Source organism: Falsiroseomonas tokyonensis, from assembly GCF_019024325.1.
Classification (GTDB): Bacteria; Pseudomonadota; Alphaproteobacteria; order Acetobacterales; family Acetobacteraceae; genus Falsiroseomonas; species Falsiroseomonas tokyonensis.
On the sequence record NZ_JAFNJS010000001.1, the window covers coordinates 173,161 to 188,314 of the forward strand.

A 15,154-nucleotide genomic window follows, 5' to 3' on the forward strand; every position below is an offset into this window, starting at 1 on the left:
GCTGGGCTACCAATTCGTAAGGTTGGAGGAGCGCGCCTTTGCGGATCCTGCTGGTGGAGGACGATGCCGGCACGGCGGCGGAGGTGGCGCGCGGCCTGACCGGCGCCGGCCATCTGGTGAACCATGTGCCGGATGGCCGCGCCGGGCTGATGGAGGCGATCGGCGGCGGCTACGACCTGCTGGTGGTGGACCGCATGCTGCCGAACCTGGATGGCCTCGGCCTGGTGCGCGCGCTGCGCGCCGCCGGGGTGGCGACGCCGACGCTGATGCTGACGGCCCGCGCCGGGCTGGGCGACCGGGTGGAGGGGCTGGATGCCGGCGCGGATGACTACCTGGCCAAGCCCTTCGCCTTTGCCGAGCTGCTGGCCCGGGTGCATGCGCTGGGCCGCCGGCCGGCCTTGAACGCGGAGCCTTCGGTGCTGCGCGTGGCGGATCTGGAAATGGACCTGCTGCGCCGCAGCGTGACCCGCGCCGGCCAGCGGATCGAGCTGCAGCCGCGCGAATTCCGCCTGCTGGAGGTCCTGCTGCGCCAGGCCGGACGTGTGGTGACCCGGAACATGCTGCTGGAGCAGGTCTGGGACATCCATTTCGACCCGCGCACCAGCGTGGTGGAGACCCATATCAGCCGCCTGCGCGCCAAGCTGGGGGAGCCCACCCTGATCCACACCCTGCGCGGCGCCGGCTACGTCGCCCGACCCCCCGATGCCTGAGGAAAGGCCGACGCGCTGGTGGGCCACCACCGGCTTCCGCATCACCCTGCTGCACCTGGCGCTGACGCTGCTGGGCACGCTGCTGCTGGCGGGCATCGGCTTCTGGGCCTCCTCCCGCTTCGCGGTGCAGCAGATCCAGGCGGAGATCGAGCGCGATGCCGGCGTGCTGCTGAATGCCGGACGGCTGGGCGGGCCCACCTCCATCGCGCTGTCGATCGAGGCGCGGATCGCCGCCGACCGCAGCGGCACGCAATATTTCCTGCTGTCAGGCCCGGATGGCGGTCGGATCGCGGGCAATCTGGCGGCGGCGCCCCGCAGCCCCGGCTGGGCGACCATGGGGCTGGATGCCGCGACCGATGACAGCGTGCTGCTGGCGCTCGGCACGCCGCTGCCGGCCGGGCATTTCCTGCTGGTCGGCCGCGACCTGGCCCCGGTGCGGGAACTGGAGGCGCGGCTGCTCGGCGCCGCCGGCTGGGTGGGCGGCGCGGCGCTGCTGCTGGCGCTGGCCGGCGGGCTGGTGATCGGCCGCAGCGTGGTGCGCCGCGCCGCGCAGATGGAGCGCGCCCTGGCAGAGGTGGAGCAGGGAAGGCTGGCCACAAGGCTGGCGGCGCGCCCTGGCGGCGATGAATTCGACCGCCTGGCGCGGCGGGTGAACGCCACGCTCGACCGGCTGGCGGATACGATGGCCGCGCTGCGCCAAGTGACCGACGATATCGCGCACGACCTCCGCACCCCCCTCACCCGGCTGCGCCAGCGGCTGGAATCGCTGGAGGGGAAAGAGGCCGAGGCGGCGGTGGCCGAATGCGACCGCATCCTGGAGATTTTCGCGGCGTTGCTGCGCATCGCCCAGATCGAGAGCGGCGCCCGCCGTTCGGCCTTCGCCGGGGTCGACCTGACCGCGGTGATGGAGACGGTGGCGGAGCTTTATGCGAGCGCCGCCGCCGAGCGCGGCCAGCGGCTGGAGACGGACCTCGCCCCGGGCGTGGCGATGCAGGGCGACCGCGAATTGCTGGCGCAGATGCTGGCGAACCTGGTGGAGAACGCGATCCGCCATGGGCGGGAGGGGGGGCGCGTGCAGCTGGCGCTGCGGCCAGGGCCGGAGATCACGGTGACGGATGACGGGCCCGGCATCCCCGACGCCGACAAACCCCTGGTCTTCCGCCGCTTCCACCGGCTGGATGCGGCGCGCAGCAGCCAGGGCGCCGGGCTCGGCCTGGCGCTGGTCGCCGCGGTGGCGGAGCTGCACGGGCTGGCCGTGGCGCTGGAGGATGCCAGCGCCACCTCACCGCCCGGGCTGCGGGTGCGGCTGCGCGGGTAGTGCCCCCACCCGGCCTTCGGCGTTGCGCCAGCGCCGCAACCCCCCGCCTTGCGGGAGAGGGAAGGCTAGGCTGCGACCTTGGGCAGGATGCGCCACTTGGCCTCCGCCCAGTCGAAATACAGCGTCCGCGCCTTCTGGCAGAGCGGCCCCGGCTGCATGTGCCGCCCCTGCCAGTTCGAACACGGCAGCACCTTGCCGTAGTTGCCGGTGGAGAAGATCTCGTCCGCCGTGTCCAGCTCCTCCGGCTTCACGGCGCGTTCCTCCACCGTCACGCCGGCCTCGCGCAGCAGGGCGATGACGCGGCCGCGGGTGATGCCGGCCAGGAAGGTGCCGTTCACCGCCGGGGTGATCACCTTGCCGTCCTTGGCGAACATCAGGTTCGCATGGGCGAATTCCGCCACATGGCCGATCGGGTCGCAGACCACCGCGGCCTCGAACCCCTTTTCATGCGCGAAGGCGGCGGCGCGGGATCCATTGGGATAAAGGCAGGCGGCCTTGGCATCGGTCGGCGCCTGGTCCGGCGCCGGGCGGCGCTGCGGCGCCAGGCAGGCGGAGAAGCCTTTGTATTCCGGCAGCGGGCTGTCGTAGATCGCCAGGATGAAGTCGGTGCTGTCCGGGTCCGGCCGGGCGGCGCCCAGCCCCTTGCGGACGAAGAACATGGGGCGGATGTAGAGCTCCGCCTGCGGGCCCATGCGGCGGATGCCCTCCCGGCACAGCTCCTCGATCTCGGCCGGGGTCTTGGTGGGCTTCATCAGCATGTTGCGGGCGGATTGCACGGCGCGGGCGCAATGCAGGTCGAGGTCCGGCGCCACGCCGCCGAAGGACCGGCCGCCATCGAAGATCACGCTGCCGAGCCAGAAGGCGTGGTCCATGGGGCCGATCACCTTCGGCTCCTCGGTGGACCAGTTCCCGGCATACCAGTAGACGCCCGCCATGGCGGCAGTCCCTTCTTCCCGTGTTTCCCCGCCCTGAATGGCACGTCGCGGGGGGCGGTTGAAGGGGGCGGGCGGCGGGCCTAGGGTGCCGCCTGCAAGCGCTACCGGGGGGATCGATGCAAATCCATTTCGTCGTCCATGATGAGGGCGACAGCGTGGGCGTGGTTGTGGTGGAAGGCCTGAAGGCCGGCACCAGGCTGAACGGCTGGATCATGGACCAGGACAAGATGATGGAGTTCGACGCCAAGTCGGACATCCCGATCGGCCACAAGCTGGCCATCCGGCCCATCGCCAAGGGTGATACCATCATGAAGTACGGCACGGATATCGGCCGCGCGGTGGCCGATATCGGCGCCGGCGAGCATCTGCACGTGCACAACGTCAAGACGAAGCGCTGGTAGGGGAACGGAACCGATGGGCCTGAACCTGAGGGATGCCAGCTTCGAAGGCTGGCGGCGCGAGAATGGCCGGATGGGCGTGCGCAACCACGTCATCATCCTGCCGGTCGACGATCTGTCGAATGCGGCCGCCGAGGCGGTGGCGAACAACATCAAGGGCGCGCTGGCGATTCCGCACGCCTATGGCCGACTGCAATTCGGCGCGGACCTCGACCTGCACTTCCGGACGCTGATCGGCACCGGCACCAACCCGAACGTCGCCGGCGTGATCGTCATCGGCATCGAGCCCGGCTGGACCGGCAAGATCGTCGAGGGCATCGCCAAGTCCGGCAAGCCGGTGGAAGGTTTCGCCATCGAGCAGAATGGCGACATCAACACCATCGCCAGCGCCTCCCGCGCCGCCTATCGGCTGGTGAAGCATGCCTCCAAGCTGAAGAAGACCAAGGCGCCGCTGGTGGAGCTCTGGGTCTCCACGAAATGCGGCGAGAGCGACACCACCTCCGGCCTCGCCTCCTGCCCCACCGTCGGCAATTCCTATGACAAGCTCTGGGCCAACGGGAACACCCTGGTCTTCGGCGAGACCAGCGAGATCACCGGCGGCGAGCATCTGGTGGCGGCGCGCTGCAAGACGCCCGCGATCCGCGACCAGTTCATGGCGATGTTCGACCGCTACCAGCGCGTGATCGAGGCGAACAAGACCAACGACCTGTCGGACAGCCAGCCGACCAAGGGCAATATCGAAGGTGGCCTGACCACCATCGAGGAAAAGGCCCTGGGGAACATCACCAAGATCGGCAAGAAGTGCACGGTCGATGGCGTGCTGGACAAGGCCGAGGTGCCGACCCATTCCGGCCTCTGGTTCATGGACAGCTCCTCCGCCGCCGCCGAGATGGTGACGCTCTGCGCGGCCTCGGGCTTCGCCGTGCACACCTTCCCGACCGGCCAGGGCAATGTCATCGGCAACCCGATCCTGCCGGTGATCAAGCTGACGGCGAATCCGCGCACCCAGCGGACCATGTCCGAACACATCGACGTCGATGTGACCGGCCTGCTGCAGAAGCAGATGAACATGGACGAGGCCGGTGAGGCGCTGCTGGATTGCATCCTGCGCACCGCCGATGGCGAGCTGACGGCGGCCGAGCTGCTCGGCCACCGCGAATTCAGCCTGACGCGCCTCTACGAAAGCGCTTGAAGCCCTCGGTGCCGGGCTTCGGCCCGGCACCGATGCGCGAGGATGACGCCACGCCGTGACCCCGGCCATCTTCGCCGACCTGCAGCACCGCCATGCGGAACCGCATCGCGCCTGGCATGACTGGGCGCGCATCTCCGCCATGCTGGCCATGGCGGAGGAGGTTTCCCATGCGCTGGCGGACAAGCCGGCCTTCATCCTGGCAATCCTGTTCCACACCGCCGTCTTCGACCGCGCCAATCCGCAGGCGGAGGCCGAGAGCATCCGCGTGATGCACCGCCACCTCGGCCGGATCCTGCCGCCGCCCATGCTGGCGCGGGCAGAGGCGCTTATCCATGCCGTGCTGCGCCAGGAATTGCCGGAGGCCGAGGATCCGGGCCTGCGCGCCGATGCGGCCCTGCTGCTCGACATGGACCAGGCCGTCCTCGGCGACCCACCCGCGCGCTTCGAGGCCTTCGAGGCCGCGAACCGCCGCGAATACGCGCATCTGCCGGAAGATCGCTACCGCGCCGGCCGCATCGCCGCGCTGCAGATGCTGCTCTGGTGCGACCGCATCTACCACACGGACCGCTTCTTCCTGGAACGCGAGAAGCGGGCGCGGCGCAATATCGCCGACGCCCTGCGGCAGCTGGGTGCCGACGGCATATTGTAGAAGTAAAGTTTCTTGCATATCTTGCCCTCACCCTTTCGTGAGCGGCGCCAGCATGGCCTACCCAATCGTCTCGGTCGGCTCCCAGTTCCTGGATATCGCGGAAGGCGACGGCGGCAGCCGGCTTCTCGGATTCACCATCCTCCTCTCCGCCGCGGCGACCGAGGAGGTGACGGTCGCCTTCGAGACCGCGGATCTCAACGCTCTGGCCGGGCTGGACTACCAGGCGCAGCAGGGCCTGCTGCGCTTTGCGCCGGGCGAAACCGGCAAGAGCGTCTCCATCCGGATCCTGGGCGACACGGCCTATGAGGCGGATGAGAGCTTCCTGCTCAACCTGCAGCAGGTCACCGGCCCGGCGGCGCTTTCCTTCACGGCGGCCAGCGCCGTCGGCACCATCTTGAACGACGATGCGCCGCCGCTGCCCACCGTCGCCTTCGCATCCGGCTGGCCCGATATCGCGGAAGGCGATTCCGGCCGCAGCCTGGTGGAATTCACCGTCCGCCTTTCCACCGCCGCCGCCACGACCGTGCGCGTTGCCTATTCCACGGCCGATGGAAGCGCCCTGGCCGGCACGGATTACGAGGCGCAATCGGGCGTCCTGGTCTTCGCGGCGGGCGAGACGACGAAGACCATCCAGGTGCCGGTCCTGGGCGACCGGGTCTATGAGCCGCATGAATCCTTCTTCCTGCGGCTGGATGGCGTCACCGGCGGCGCGGTGCTCGCCAATTCCGGCACCGTCTCCATTCCCACGATCCGCAACGACGATGCGCCGCCGCTGCCCACCGTCTCGCTGACGCCGCAATATCCGGAGGTGGTGGAAGGCGATGCGGGGCAGACCCGCCTGACCTTCACCGTGCAGCTCTCCGCCGCGGCGGCCCAGCCCGTGAGCGTCACCTATTCCACCGCCGATGGGCTGGCGAAGGCCGGGCTCGACTACCTGGCCAGCAGCGGCACGCTGACCTTCGCCATCGGCGAGACCAGCAAGACCTTCAGCGTCGCCATCCTCGGCGACCTCTCCTACGAGGCAGACGAATCCTTCTTCGTGCAGCTGGACCGCGTGCAGGGCGGCGCGGTGGCCGCCAATGCGGGCACGGCCACGGTGGCCACCATCCTGGATGACGACCTTCCGGGCCCGTCCCGCCTTTCGATCGTCCCCCAGCTGGTGGAGAGGGCGGAAGGCAGCGGGGTCGGCGTTTCCGTCTTCACCTATCGGGTCACCCGCGGTGGCGACCTCTCCGGCGCCAGCAGCGTGGACTGGGCGGTGCGCGGCAGCGGCGCGCAGGCGGCGGATGCGGCGGATTTCCTGGGCGGCGTCCTGCCCTCGGGCAGCCTGACCTTTGCAGCCGGAGAGGCGGAGCAGCTGATCCGGCTGCGCGTGCTGCGCGACACCCAGGTGGAAGGCGACGAGGCCTTCACCCTGTCCCTGTCCCGGCCGCGCGGCGCGGAGATCGCCGACGGCGAGGCCAGTGGCCTGATCCGCAACGACGATGCCGCCCTGGCGCGGCTTTCCATCCTCGGCACGGCCACGGACTTGGCGGAGGGCACCGGCTCCGGCCTTCGCGTCTTCACCTATGTCGTGACGCGCAGCGACGATCTTTCGCAGGCGCTGCAGGCCGGCTGGTCGGTGACGGGCAGTGGCCCGGTGGCGGCCCAGGCGGCGGATTTCGCGGATGGCGTCCTGCCCTCCGGCAGCCTCGCCTTCGCCCCCGGCCAAGCGGAGCAGACCGTCAAGGTGCGGGTGCTGCGGGATGCGGTGCCGGAGGCCGATGAGCATTTCACCATCAGCCTTTCCGCCCCCGCAGGCGTCAGCCTCGGCACCGCGACGGCCAGCGGCATCATCCGCGACGACGACGCCCTCCCATCCAGCTTCGCCCTGGCGGCCGAGGTCGCCGACCGCGCCGAGGGCACGGGCAGCGGGGTCAGCGTCTTCAGCTATGCGGTGACGCGCAGCGGCGATCTTTCGGGCCCGGCGCGGCTGGACTGGACGGTGCAGGGTGCCGGGGCGCAGGCGGCCTCGGCCGCGGATTTCCTGGGCGACGTGCTGCCGGCCGGCAGCCTGACCTTCGCGGCCGGGGAAGCTTCGCAGCTCATCAAGATCCGCGTGCTGCGCGATGCGGTGGCGGAGGCGGATGAAGGCTTCACCCTGATCGCCCGCCCGGCCGGCGGCGGCCAGTCCCTCACGGCCCAGGGCGTGATCCGCGATGACGATGCCGCGCCCCGCGGCAGCCTGTCCCTCGCGGGCGAGATCACCGACCGCGGCGAGGGCACCGGCAGCGGCGTCAGCGTCTTCTCCTATATCGTCACCCGCGGCGGCGATGTTTCGGGGGCCGGCCAGGCCGCCTGGTCGGTGCGCGGCCATGGGCCGCAGGCCGCGGATGCCGCGGACTTTCTCGGCGGCGTGCTGCCCGGCGGCACGGTCAGTTTCGCCGCGGGGCAGACGGAGCAGCTCATCAAGGTCCGCGTGCTGCGCGATGCGGCGCCTGAGGCGGATGAGGGTTTCGCGCTGACCCTCGGCAGCCCCTCCGCCGGCCTCGCCATCCTGGAAGGCACCGCCTTCGGCACCATCCGCAACGACGACATGGCGCCCGGCCTCGCCAGCCTCTCCGACCATCTGCTGATCGGCTAAAGCACTATCGGTTCACACTGAATCAGGGTGAACCGATTTCGTGCTTTAGAAACAATAGCTTCTACAGCACGAGATCTGTCCATTCGGACAGATCGTGCTGTAGCCGCTGCTTCAGGCGGCGGGCTCCGCCGCTACCGCCGGGGCCAGGCGCAGCGCCGCCCGCGCCACATCGGCCAGCCGGCCCTCCACCGCCAGCGCCCCTTCCTCCCGCAGTGAATCGGGCAGGCGGCCCTCGGCGGTGACGCCGACCACCAGGGCGCAGACCTGCGCCTGCGGGAAGCGGCGGCGCAGCCGGCGCAGCAGGTAGCGGGAGGCGGCGGCGGAGGCGCCGCCCTCGATGGTGCAGAACCAGGCCTGGCGCACCGCCTCCGGCTCCAGCCCCACCAGGTCGCCGCCGCGCAGCAGCTCGGCCGGGGCGGCCACGGCGCCCATCCCGCGCTTGCGCAGCAGCTGCGCCAGCATGCCCGCCGCGGCCTCGTCGAAGGGGCCACGGCCGGCCAGGCAGATGACGGAGCCTGGCGGCACCAGCACCTCCGGCGGCGGCGGCGGATCCGCCGGGCGGCTGGCTTCCTCCGCCTCGTCCAGCTCGGCCGGCGCGGCCTGCGGCGGGCGGTCGTCCTCGACCTCCTCCTCCAGATCCTCGATCAGGGCGGCGACGCGGGCCCGCAGCGCCGTCAGCCGTTCCGGCGCGAAGCTGCCGCGCAGCGCATCGGCCTGGGCCATCGCCAGCGCCGGCAGCGCCACCTCGTCGTAATAGTCGGACAGCCGCTTCTCCCGCAGCACGTCGTCGGCCTGCTCCTCCAGCGCATCGGCATCGGCGGCCAGGGCGCGCTGGTAGAAGGTCTCGGGCGGGTCGAGCGGCGGCCGGTCGCCGAGCGCGACCTCGAGGAATTCGAACTGCTTCACATGCCGCCCCAGCACCACCAGGCAGACGGTCAGCGGCACCGCCACCAGCAGCCCGATCGGGCCCCAGAGCCAGGTCCAGAAGGTGGCGGCCGCCACCACCGCGATGGGGGAAAGGCCGGTGGAATGGCCGAAGACCATCGGCTCCAGCACATGGCCCATCAGCGCCTCGCTGATGGCAAACAGCACCAGCACCATCAGCGGGATGCTCCAGCCCGGATCGACCGCCAGCGCCAGCAACAGCGGGAAGCCCACCGCGACGAAGGTGCCGACAAAGGGCACGAAGCGCATCAGCCCGGCGACAATGCCCCAGAGCGCCGGCTGCGGCACGCCGATGAAGAACAGCGCGATGGTGATGAAGACGCCGAAGGCCGCGTTCATCGCCGTCTGCGCCAGGAAGAAGCGGGACAGGCGATAGGCCGCGTCGTCCATCGCCGCCATGGTGCGGTGCAGGTCGCCGGCGCCGACCAGGCGGATCACCCGGTCGCGCAGATCCTCGCGGTACAGCAGCACGAAGATCACCAGCACCACAACGATGCCGAAGGTGGCCAGCGGATAGAGCAGCGGCTGCAGCACGTTCTGCAGCAGCTCGAAGGGCTTCGGGTCCGGCAGCCGGACCTCCACCGGCAGCGGCCGCACCGCATCCGCATTCAGCGAGGGCACCGGCTGCGGTGCCGCGCGCTCCGCCCCCGCGGCAAGGCCGCGCAGCATCTCCTGCGCCCGTTCCACCAGCCCGCCGCTGGCATTGACCGAGGCCAGCTTGCGCGACAGCTCGTACTGGTACAGCGGGATGTCGCTCGCCAGCTCCGCCAGCTGCCGGCCCATCACCAGGCCCAGCATGCCGATCACGGCGACCGCGGCCAGCACCGCCAGCAACACGCCGGGGACGCGGGGGATGCCGATGCGCCGCAGGGCGCGGGCGATCGGCGCCAGCACGAAGGACAGCAGTACGGCCAGCGCCAGCGGCACCAGCAGGTCGCGCGCGAAATACAGCACCGCGATGACCACCAGCGCGGCCTGGGCGATGGCGGCGCCACTCTGCGGCACGCCGGCGGCGCTGACGCCGCGATGGGCGGCGGGCGGGAATTCGGGCATGCGGTTGGTGGTCCTCGGGGCGGTGTCCTGATCCGGAACGCGGGCGCACCGGTCCTGGTTCACTCGGACCGGTCTTTCACCGATGGCTTTCCGGCGCGGCGCATTGCGCTACCCTGGCAGGCCCCCTACCGGACCCCGCATGCCCGCCTTGACCGAGACCGCCCCGCCCCTTCGCGCGTCCCAGATCCCGCCGCAGGACCAGCCCGTCCCCCCCGGCTATGCCGCCGGCGCGCCGGCGCCCTGGTGGCTGAAACTGGCCGTGAAGCTGGCGCTGGGCGCCCTGCCGGTGCCGGCGCGGGCTTGGCGCGCGCTGGGCCTGCGCCGCCATTCCTTCGCGGCACTCGATCCCGGTCGGCTGGTGGCGCCGCTGCAATGGCGCATGGACCGCTTCCGGACCCTGTCCGGCCGCGCCCCGCGATCGGTGCTGGAGGTCGGGCCCGGATCGATGGTGCTGCGCGCCCCGATCGCGGCCGCGCTTGGCCTGGGTCCGATCTGGTACCTGGATGTGGAGGATGCCGCGCCGCAGGACCTCGCCCCCTATCGCGCCGCGGCGGAAGCCGCCCGCCAGGCCGGCCTTACGCCGCCCGACCTCTCCGCCTGCCGGAACAGGGCGGAGGTGCTGGCCGCCTGCGGCGCCCGGCTGCTGGTCGGCGGGCCGGAGGCACTGGCCGCGGTCCCGGCGGGCTCCGTCGATCTGGCTTTCTCCGAGGTGGCGCTGGAGCATGTGCGGCGGGACGCGCTGGCCCCGCTGCTCGCGGCACTGCGGCGGGTGACGGCACCGGGCGGGCTCGGCCTGCATGCGGTGGATTTCCACGACCATCTGGGCGGAGGGCTGCGCCACCTGTCCTTCGGCCCGCGCTTCTGGGAAGGGCCGGCGGTGGCCCGCGCCGGGCTCTATTGCAACCAGCTGGGCCTTTCCGAATTCCTGGCCGCCTTCGCCGCCGCCGGCTTTGCCGCCCGCGCCAGCCATCGGCTGGTCTGGGAATTGCCGCCGGTGCCGCCGGGCGGGGTGCATCCGGCGCTGGGCCGGGCGCCGGAGGATGACCGCATCTGCCACGCGGCGCTGGAGGTGACGCCGGCCTGACCCGCGACCGGAACGGATTCTTCTGTCCCGGGCGCCGCCTCTGCTGCCACTCTCCCGCCGCGCATCAAGACGCAGGATGGGAGGTTTCATGCTTCGCCGCCGTCACGTCCTCGGCCTCGCCGCCGCGATGCTGCCCCTCGGGGCGCATGGACAAAGCTTTCCGGACCGCAACCCGCGCTACATCGTCCCCTTCCCGCCCGGCGGGCTGACCGACATCATGGCCCGGCTGGTGGCGCAGCGCCTGGGCGAGGCCTGGGGCCGTGCCGTGGTCATCGACAACCGCGCCGGCGGCAATGCGCTGATCGGCGCCGACCTGGCGGCCAAGGCGGAGCCGGATGGGCATACGCTGCTGGCCATCACCCTGACCCATGCGGTGAACGCCACCATGTTCCCCGCCGCGCCCTACGATTTTCGGCGCGCCTTTTCCGTGATCTCCGTACTCGGCTCGCTGCCGCTGGCGGTGGTGGTGAATGCCGAGAAGAGCCCGGCGCGGGACCTCGCCGGGCTGGTGGCGCTGGCGCGGGAGCGCAGGCTGAATGGCGGGTCCTCCGGCACCGGCTCCCCGCCGCATCTCGGGCTGGAGCTGTTCCGCCGCGTGGCCCGCGCCGGGGACAATATCGTGCACGTGCCCTATCGCGGCGGCGCCCCCTCCGTCACCGACCTTGCCGGCGGCAGCCTCGACATGATGGTCTCCAACCTGCCCGAATGCCTGGCGCAGATCCGTGGCGGGCGGCTGCGGGCGCTGGCGGTCACCAGTGCGGAGCGCCACCCGCTGGTGCCCGATGTGCCGACGGTGCGGGAGGCCGGGCTGCCGGAGCTGGAGATCACCAACTGGACCGCGGTGCTGACCCAGGCCGCCGTGCCGCCCGCCATCCTCGCCCGGCTGGAACGCGACGTGCTGGCCGCCATCCACCACCCGGAGACCACGCGGCGCGCCCAGGAGGGCGGCTTCCAGGTGCTCGGCTGGGACAGCGCGCGCTCCACCCAGTTCGTCCGGGCCGAGACGGATCGCTGGGCCACCCTTGTCACGGAAGCCGGGATCAAGCCGGATGCGTGAAACCTCCGGATGAGCCCGCCCCCATGCCGCGCCTGACCCTCGCCGAAGCCCAAGACCTCGCCACCGCGGCGCTGGCCGCCGCCGGCGCCAATCCCGAGATGGCGCGGCTGACCGCCCAGGCGCTGGTGGCCGCCGAGGCCGAGGGCCAGGGTGGCCATGGCCTGTCCCGCGTGCCGCAATATGCCGGCTTCCTCGCCAATGGCCGGGCCGATGGCAACGCCATCCCCGCGATCCTTGCCGAACGCGGCGGTGCGGCGCTGATCGATGCGCGGCACGGCCTGGCCTATCCGGCGCTCGACCTCGCGCTGCGGGAGGCCGCCGCGCGCGCGCGCAGGAATGGCGTGGCCTTCCTCGGCATCACCAACAGCCACCATGCCGGCGCCATGGGCCTGCCGGTGGCGGCGCTGGCCCGGCAGGGCCTCGTCGCGCTGGCCTTCACCAATTCCCCGGCCGCCATGCCCGTGCCGGGTGGCCGCCGCCCGCTGATGGGCACAAACCCCGTCGCCGCCGCCTTCCCGCGCCGCGACGCCGCCCCCCTGGTCATCGACATGGCCCTGTCCGAGGTCGCCCGCGGCAAGATCATGCTGGCCGCCAAGGCCGGGAAGAAGATCCCGCTCGGCTGGGCGCTGGACGCGGAGGGCAACCCGACCACCGACCCCAACGCGGCGCTGGATGGCGCCATGCTGGCCATGGGCGGCGCCAAGGGCGCGCTGCTGGCCCTGGTCGTCGAACTGCTCTGCTGCGCCCTGACCGGCGCCGCCTTCGGCTTCGAGGCGGACAGCTTCTTCGCCGCCGAGGGCAATCGCCCCCGCCTCGGCCACGCGCTGCTGGCGATCGACCCCGGCGCGCTGGCCGGGGAGGCCGGCTTCGCCGATCGGCTGGAATTCCTGCTGGCCGCCATGCAGGGCGACCCCGGCGTGCGCCTGCCCGGCAGCCGCCGCGCCGGCCTCGCGGCCCATGCGGCGGCCGATGGGCTGGAGGTGCCGGAGGCCCTGCTCGCCCAGCTGCAGGCCCTGGCCGCCAAAAGCGCGAAGGTGGCATAGTTTCCGGCCCCCGGCGCAACACGCAGCAGGACCCCACCCCATGCCGATGCCGCAGCTCAACCCCGGGGAGCCCATCCCGCCCTTCCACGCCCGCGCCGCCGGCAATCCGCGCTTCGCCTTCGACACCACGGCGGGCCGCTGGCTGATGGTGCTGATCCCGGGCCCACTCGGCGCGCCGGGCCAGCTGGAGCGGCTGGCCGGCATGGTCGCCCCCCATGCCGCGGTGCTGCGCGTGGAACACGCCTATCTGCTGGTGATCGGCACCGACCCGGCCGATGAACAGGCCGGGCGGATCACGGACGGCCATGGCCGCCGGGTGCTGTGGGACGATACCGGCGCCGCACGCCAGGCCTTCCGCGCCACGGAGGCCGACGGCAGCCTGCGCCCCGGCTGGGTGCTGCTGGACCCGATGCTGCGCGTCTTCGCCGTCTGGCCGCTGGAGGCCGGCGCCGAGGCGATGGCGACACTCGCCGCCTTGCCGCCGCCCGGCGAGCATGCCGGCGTGCCGCTGGCAGCCCCCGTGCTGATCCTGCCGCGGGTCTTCGAACCGGCCTTCTGCCGCCGCCTGATCGCGGAATACGAGGCCGTCGGCGGCGGCGAGAGCGGCTTCATGCGCGAGGAGGGCGGCCGCACCGTCGGCGTGATGGACCCCAGCCACAAGCGCCGGAAGGACGTCTTCCTGCAGGACGAGGCGCTGAAGGCGCAGATCCGCGCCCGGCTGAACGCGCGCCTGGTGCCGGAAATCCGTCGCGCCTTCCAGTACAACGTCACCCGCCTGGAACGCTACGTCGTCGCCTGCTACGATTCCGCCGACAAGGGCTTCTTCCGGGCGCATCGCGACAACACCACCAAGGCCACCGCCCACCGCCGCTTTGCCGTGACCATGAACCTCAATACCGGCGAATACGAAGGCGGGGAGCTGAACTTCCCCGAATTCGGCCCGCAGACCTACAAGGCGCCGGCGGGCGGGGCTGTGGTGTTTTCCTGCTCGCTGCTGCATGAGGCGCGTCCGGTCACGCGCGGACGGCGATACGCCTTCCTGCCGTTCCTGTACGATGACGCAGCCGCGGAAATCCGCGAGGAGGGTGCAAAATTCCTGGGCCAGAACGACGCGGTCCCCCAGATGGGCCGCAGCAGGCCGGAGACGGCCGAAGCGACCGCGACCGCCTGAGCCCGCCCGAGGGCGGCGATTTCCGCGCGCGCCCCTTCAGCCGGGGACGCGCGCCCGAACGCCCCCCGGAACGCCCCGAACTGGCCAATACCCCCCGCCCGCCCGTGGAACCCGGCCAGGCGCCGGTGCGCGGCTGGCGCGACTCCGACCTCGACCGGCTCTGCGGCCCCGCCGCCGCCGCCGCCGCCTTCGCCACAAGGCCGGACGCCGTCCTCCGCCTGTTCTACCTGGAGACCCGCCGCCGCGAGGTCGGCCCCCTCTGCGCCCAGATGGCGCGCAACCGCCGGCCCTACCGGGAAGTCACCCCCGACGAGCTGATGCGCATCGCCGGCACCGAACACCACGGCGGCGTCGTCGCCATCGCCGTGCCACGCACCATCCCGGAACTCGGCACCGGCCCCTTCCCGCCGGCACTCCTCGCCGCCCCCGTCCTGCCGCTGCTCGACGGCATCGGCAACCCACACAACCTGGGCGCCATCGCCCGCTCCGCCGCCTTCTTCGGCTGCACCGGACTGCTGCTGTCCAACGACCCACGCCAGGCCGGCCTCTCCGACGCCGCCTACCGGATCGCCGAAGGCGGCCTGGAACACCTCGAAATCCTCCGCCTGCCCAACCCGGCCGTGGGCCTGCGCGCCCTGGCCCCCCGCTTCACCACCGTCGCCGCCGTCGCCGCCGGGGGCGTACCCCCCGAAGCCCTGCCCCGCGGCAAACCCTTCCTCCTCGCCCTCGGCAACGAGGAAATCGGCCTGCCCGGCCTGACCGCCGCCGCCTGCACCCACCGCGTCACCCTGCCCGGCAGCGGCCGCGTCGAAAGCCTGAACGTCTCGGTCGCCGCGGCGGTCCTCATGCATGCGATGTCGGGCTGAGGCAGGGCGCGCGAGTGATGCGAGAGGGGCTTTGCCCCCCTCGCGCTCCCCCCACGAAGGGTCAGTGGACCCTTCGAACCCCGGTATGGAGGGGTGGGAGAGAGGAGGGG

At 71.9% G+C, this 15,154-nt stretch carries 13 protein-coding genes; 11 read left to right on the plus strand and 2 right to left on the minus strand.

Translation table 11 applies throughout. The features are described 5' to 3' along the window. Nucleotides 1–38 precede the first annotated feature (38 nt). Complete coding sequence (locus J3S20_RS00880) at nt 39–710, plus strand: winged helix-turn-helix domain-containing protein (protein WP_216833798.1); 672 nt, start codon at nt 39–41, stop codon at nt 708–710. After that, nucleotides 703–2,028 carry a sensor histidine kinase gene (locus J3S20_RS00885; protein ID WP_216833799.1) on the plus strand — a complete coding sequence of 442 codons (1,326 nt, stop codon included), beginning with the start codon at nt 703–705 and terminating at the stop codon, nt 2,026–2,028. The genes J3S20_RS00880 and J3S20_RS00885 overlap by 8 nt, the downstream gene beginning before the upstream one ends. Nucleotides 2,029–2,093: 65 nt before the next feature. Here J3S20_RS00885 and J3S20_RS00890 read toward each other — a convergent pair whose 3' ends face one another. Next, nucleotides 2,094–2,963, minus strand: coding sequence for a branched-chain amino acid aminotransferase (locus J3S20_RS00890; protein WP_216833800.1), 870 nt, complete (start codon nt 2,961–2,963; stop codon nt 2,094–2,096). Between the two features lie 116 nt (nt 2,964–3,079). Here J3S20_RS00890 and J3S20_RS00895 point away from each other — a divergent pair, with 116 nt between their 5' ends. From J3S20_RS00895 to J3S20_RS00910, 4 genes are read left to right on the plus strand one after another with little or no spacing between them, the layout of a single operon-like run. Beyond that, nucleotides 3,080–3,364 (plus strand): UxaA family hydrolase, encoded by a 285-nt coding sequence (locus J3S20_RS00895; protein WP_216833801.1) that lies wholly within the window; start codon nt 3,080–3,082, stop codon nt 3,362–3,364. Nucleotides 3,365–3,377: 13 nt separating this feature from the next. After that, nucleotides 3,378–4,553, plus strand: coding sequence for a UxaA family hydrolase (locus J3S20_RS00900; protein ID WP_281419391.1), 1,176 nt, complete (start codon nt 3,378–3,380; stop codon nt 4,551–4,553). 55 nt (nt 4,554–4,608) lie between these two features. Then, nucleotides 4,609–5,202 (plus strand): HD domain-containing protein, encoded by a 594-nt coding sequence (locus tag J3S20_RS00905; protein ID WP_216833802.1) that lies wholly within the window; start codon nt 4,609–4,611, stop codon nt 5,200–5,202. A 52-nt stretch (nt 5,203–5,254) separates the two neighbouring features. Beyond that, on the plus strand, nt 5,255–7,825 hold the full coding sequence (locus J3S20_RS00910; RefSeq protein WP_216833803.1) for a Calx-beta domain-containing protein: 2,571 nt from the start codon (nt 5,255–5,257) through the stop codon (nt 7,823–7,825). A gap of 111 nt (nt 7,826–7,936) precedes the next feature. On the opposite strand, the gene J3S20_RS00915 is transcribed toward J3S20_RS00910, so the two are convergent. Further along, complete coding sequence (locus J3S20_RS00915) at nt 7,937–9,823, minus strand: AI-2E family transporter (protein ID WP_216833804.1); 1,887 nt, start codon at nt 9,821–9,823, stop codon at nt 7,937–7,939. A gap of 148 nt (nt 9,824–9,971) precedes the next feature. On the opposite strand from J3S20_RS00915, the gene J3S20_RS00920 reads away from it, so the two are divergent. From J3S20_RS00920 to J3S20_RS00940, 5 genes are all read left to right on the plus strand, one after another. Then, nucleotides 9,972–10,907, plus strand: a complete 936-nt coding sequence (locus tag J3S20_RS00920) for a methyltransferase domain-containing protein (RefSeq protein WP_216833805.1) — start codon at nt 9,972–9,974, stop codon at nt 10,905–10,907. Between the two features lie 88 nt (nt 10,908–10,995). Further along, nucleotides 10,996–11,964 (plus strand): Bug family tripartite tricarboxylate transporter substrate binding protein, encoded by a 969-nt coding sequence (locus J3S20_RS00925; protein WP_216833806.1) that lies wholly within the window; start codon nt 10,996–10,998, stop codon nt 11,962–11,964. Nucleotides 11,965–11,987: 23 nt separating this feature from the next. Continuing rightward, the gene (locus tag J3S20_RS00930; RefSeq protein WP_216833807.1) at nt 11,988–13,007 is read left to right on the plus strand and encodes an Ldh family oxidoreductase; all 1,020 of its coding nucleotides are present in this window, start codon (nt 11,988–11,990) and stop codon (nt 13,005–13,007) included. Nucleotides 13,008–13,047: 40 nt separating this feature from the next. Further along, nucleotides 13,048–14,178, plus strand: coding sequence for a 2OG-Fe(II) oxygenase (locus tag J3S20_RS00935; RefSeq protein ID WP_216833808.1), 1,131 nt, complete (start codon nt 13,048–13,050; stop codon nt 14,176–14,178). A gap of 104 nt (nt 14,179–14,282) precedes the next feature. Beyond that, a complete protein-coding gene (locus tag J3S20_RS00940; protein WP_216833809.1) occupies nt 14,283–15,044 on the plus strand; it encodes a TrmH family RNA methyltransferase in 762 nt (253 codons plus the stop codon). Nucleotides 15,045–15,154: the final 110 nt, after the last annotated feature.

Excerpts from the sequence above, each read along its gene's own strand:
- J3S20_RS00915 (WP_216833804.1), bottom strand. The coding sequence starts at position 9,823 with ATGCCCGAATTCCCGCCCGCCGCCCATCGCGGCGTCAGCGCCGCCGGC.
- J3S20_RS00885 (WP_216833799.1), top strand. The coding sequence starts at position 703 with ATGCCTGAGGAAAGGCCGACGCGCTGGTGGGCCACCACCGGCTTCCGC.
- J3S20_RS00895 (WP_216833801.1), top strand. The coding sequence starts at position 3,080 with ATGCAAATCCATTTCGTCGTCCATGATGAGGGCGACAGCGTGGGCGTG.
- J3S20_RS00925 (WP_216833806.1), top strand. The coding sequence starts at position 10,996 with ATGCTTCGCCGCCGTCACGTCCTCGGCCTCGCCGCCGCGATGCTGCCC.
- J3S20_RS00930 (WP_216833807.1), top strand. The coding sequence starts at position 11,988 with ATGCCGCGCCTGACCCTCGCCGAAGCCCAAGACCTCGCCACCGCGGCG.
- J3S20_RS00935 (WP_216833808.1), top strand. The coding sequence starts at position 13,048 with ATGCCGATGCCGCAGCTCAACCCCGGGGAGCCCATCCCGCCCTTCCAC.
- J3S20_RS00910 (WP_216833803.1), top strand. The coding sequence starts at position 5,255 with ATGGCCTACCCAATCGTCTCGGTCGGCTCCCAGTTCCTGGATATCGCG.
- J3S20_RS00890 (WP_216833800.1), bottom strand. The coding sequence starts at position 2,963 with ATGGCGGGCGTCTACTGGTATGCCGGGAACTGGTCCACCGAGGAGCCG.
- J3S20_RS00900 (WP_281419391.1), top strand. The coding sequence starts at position 3,378 with ATGGGCCTGAACCTGAGGGATGCCAGCTTCGAAGGCTGGCGGCGCGAG.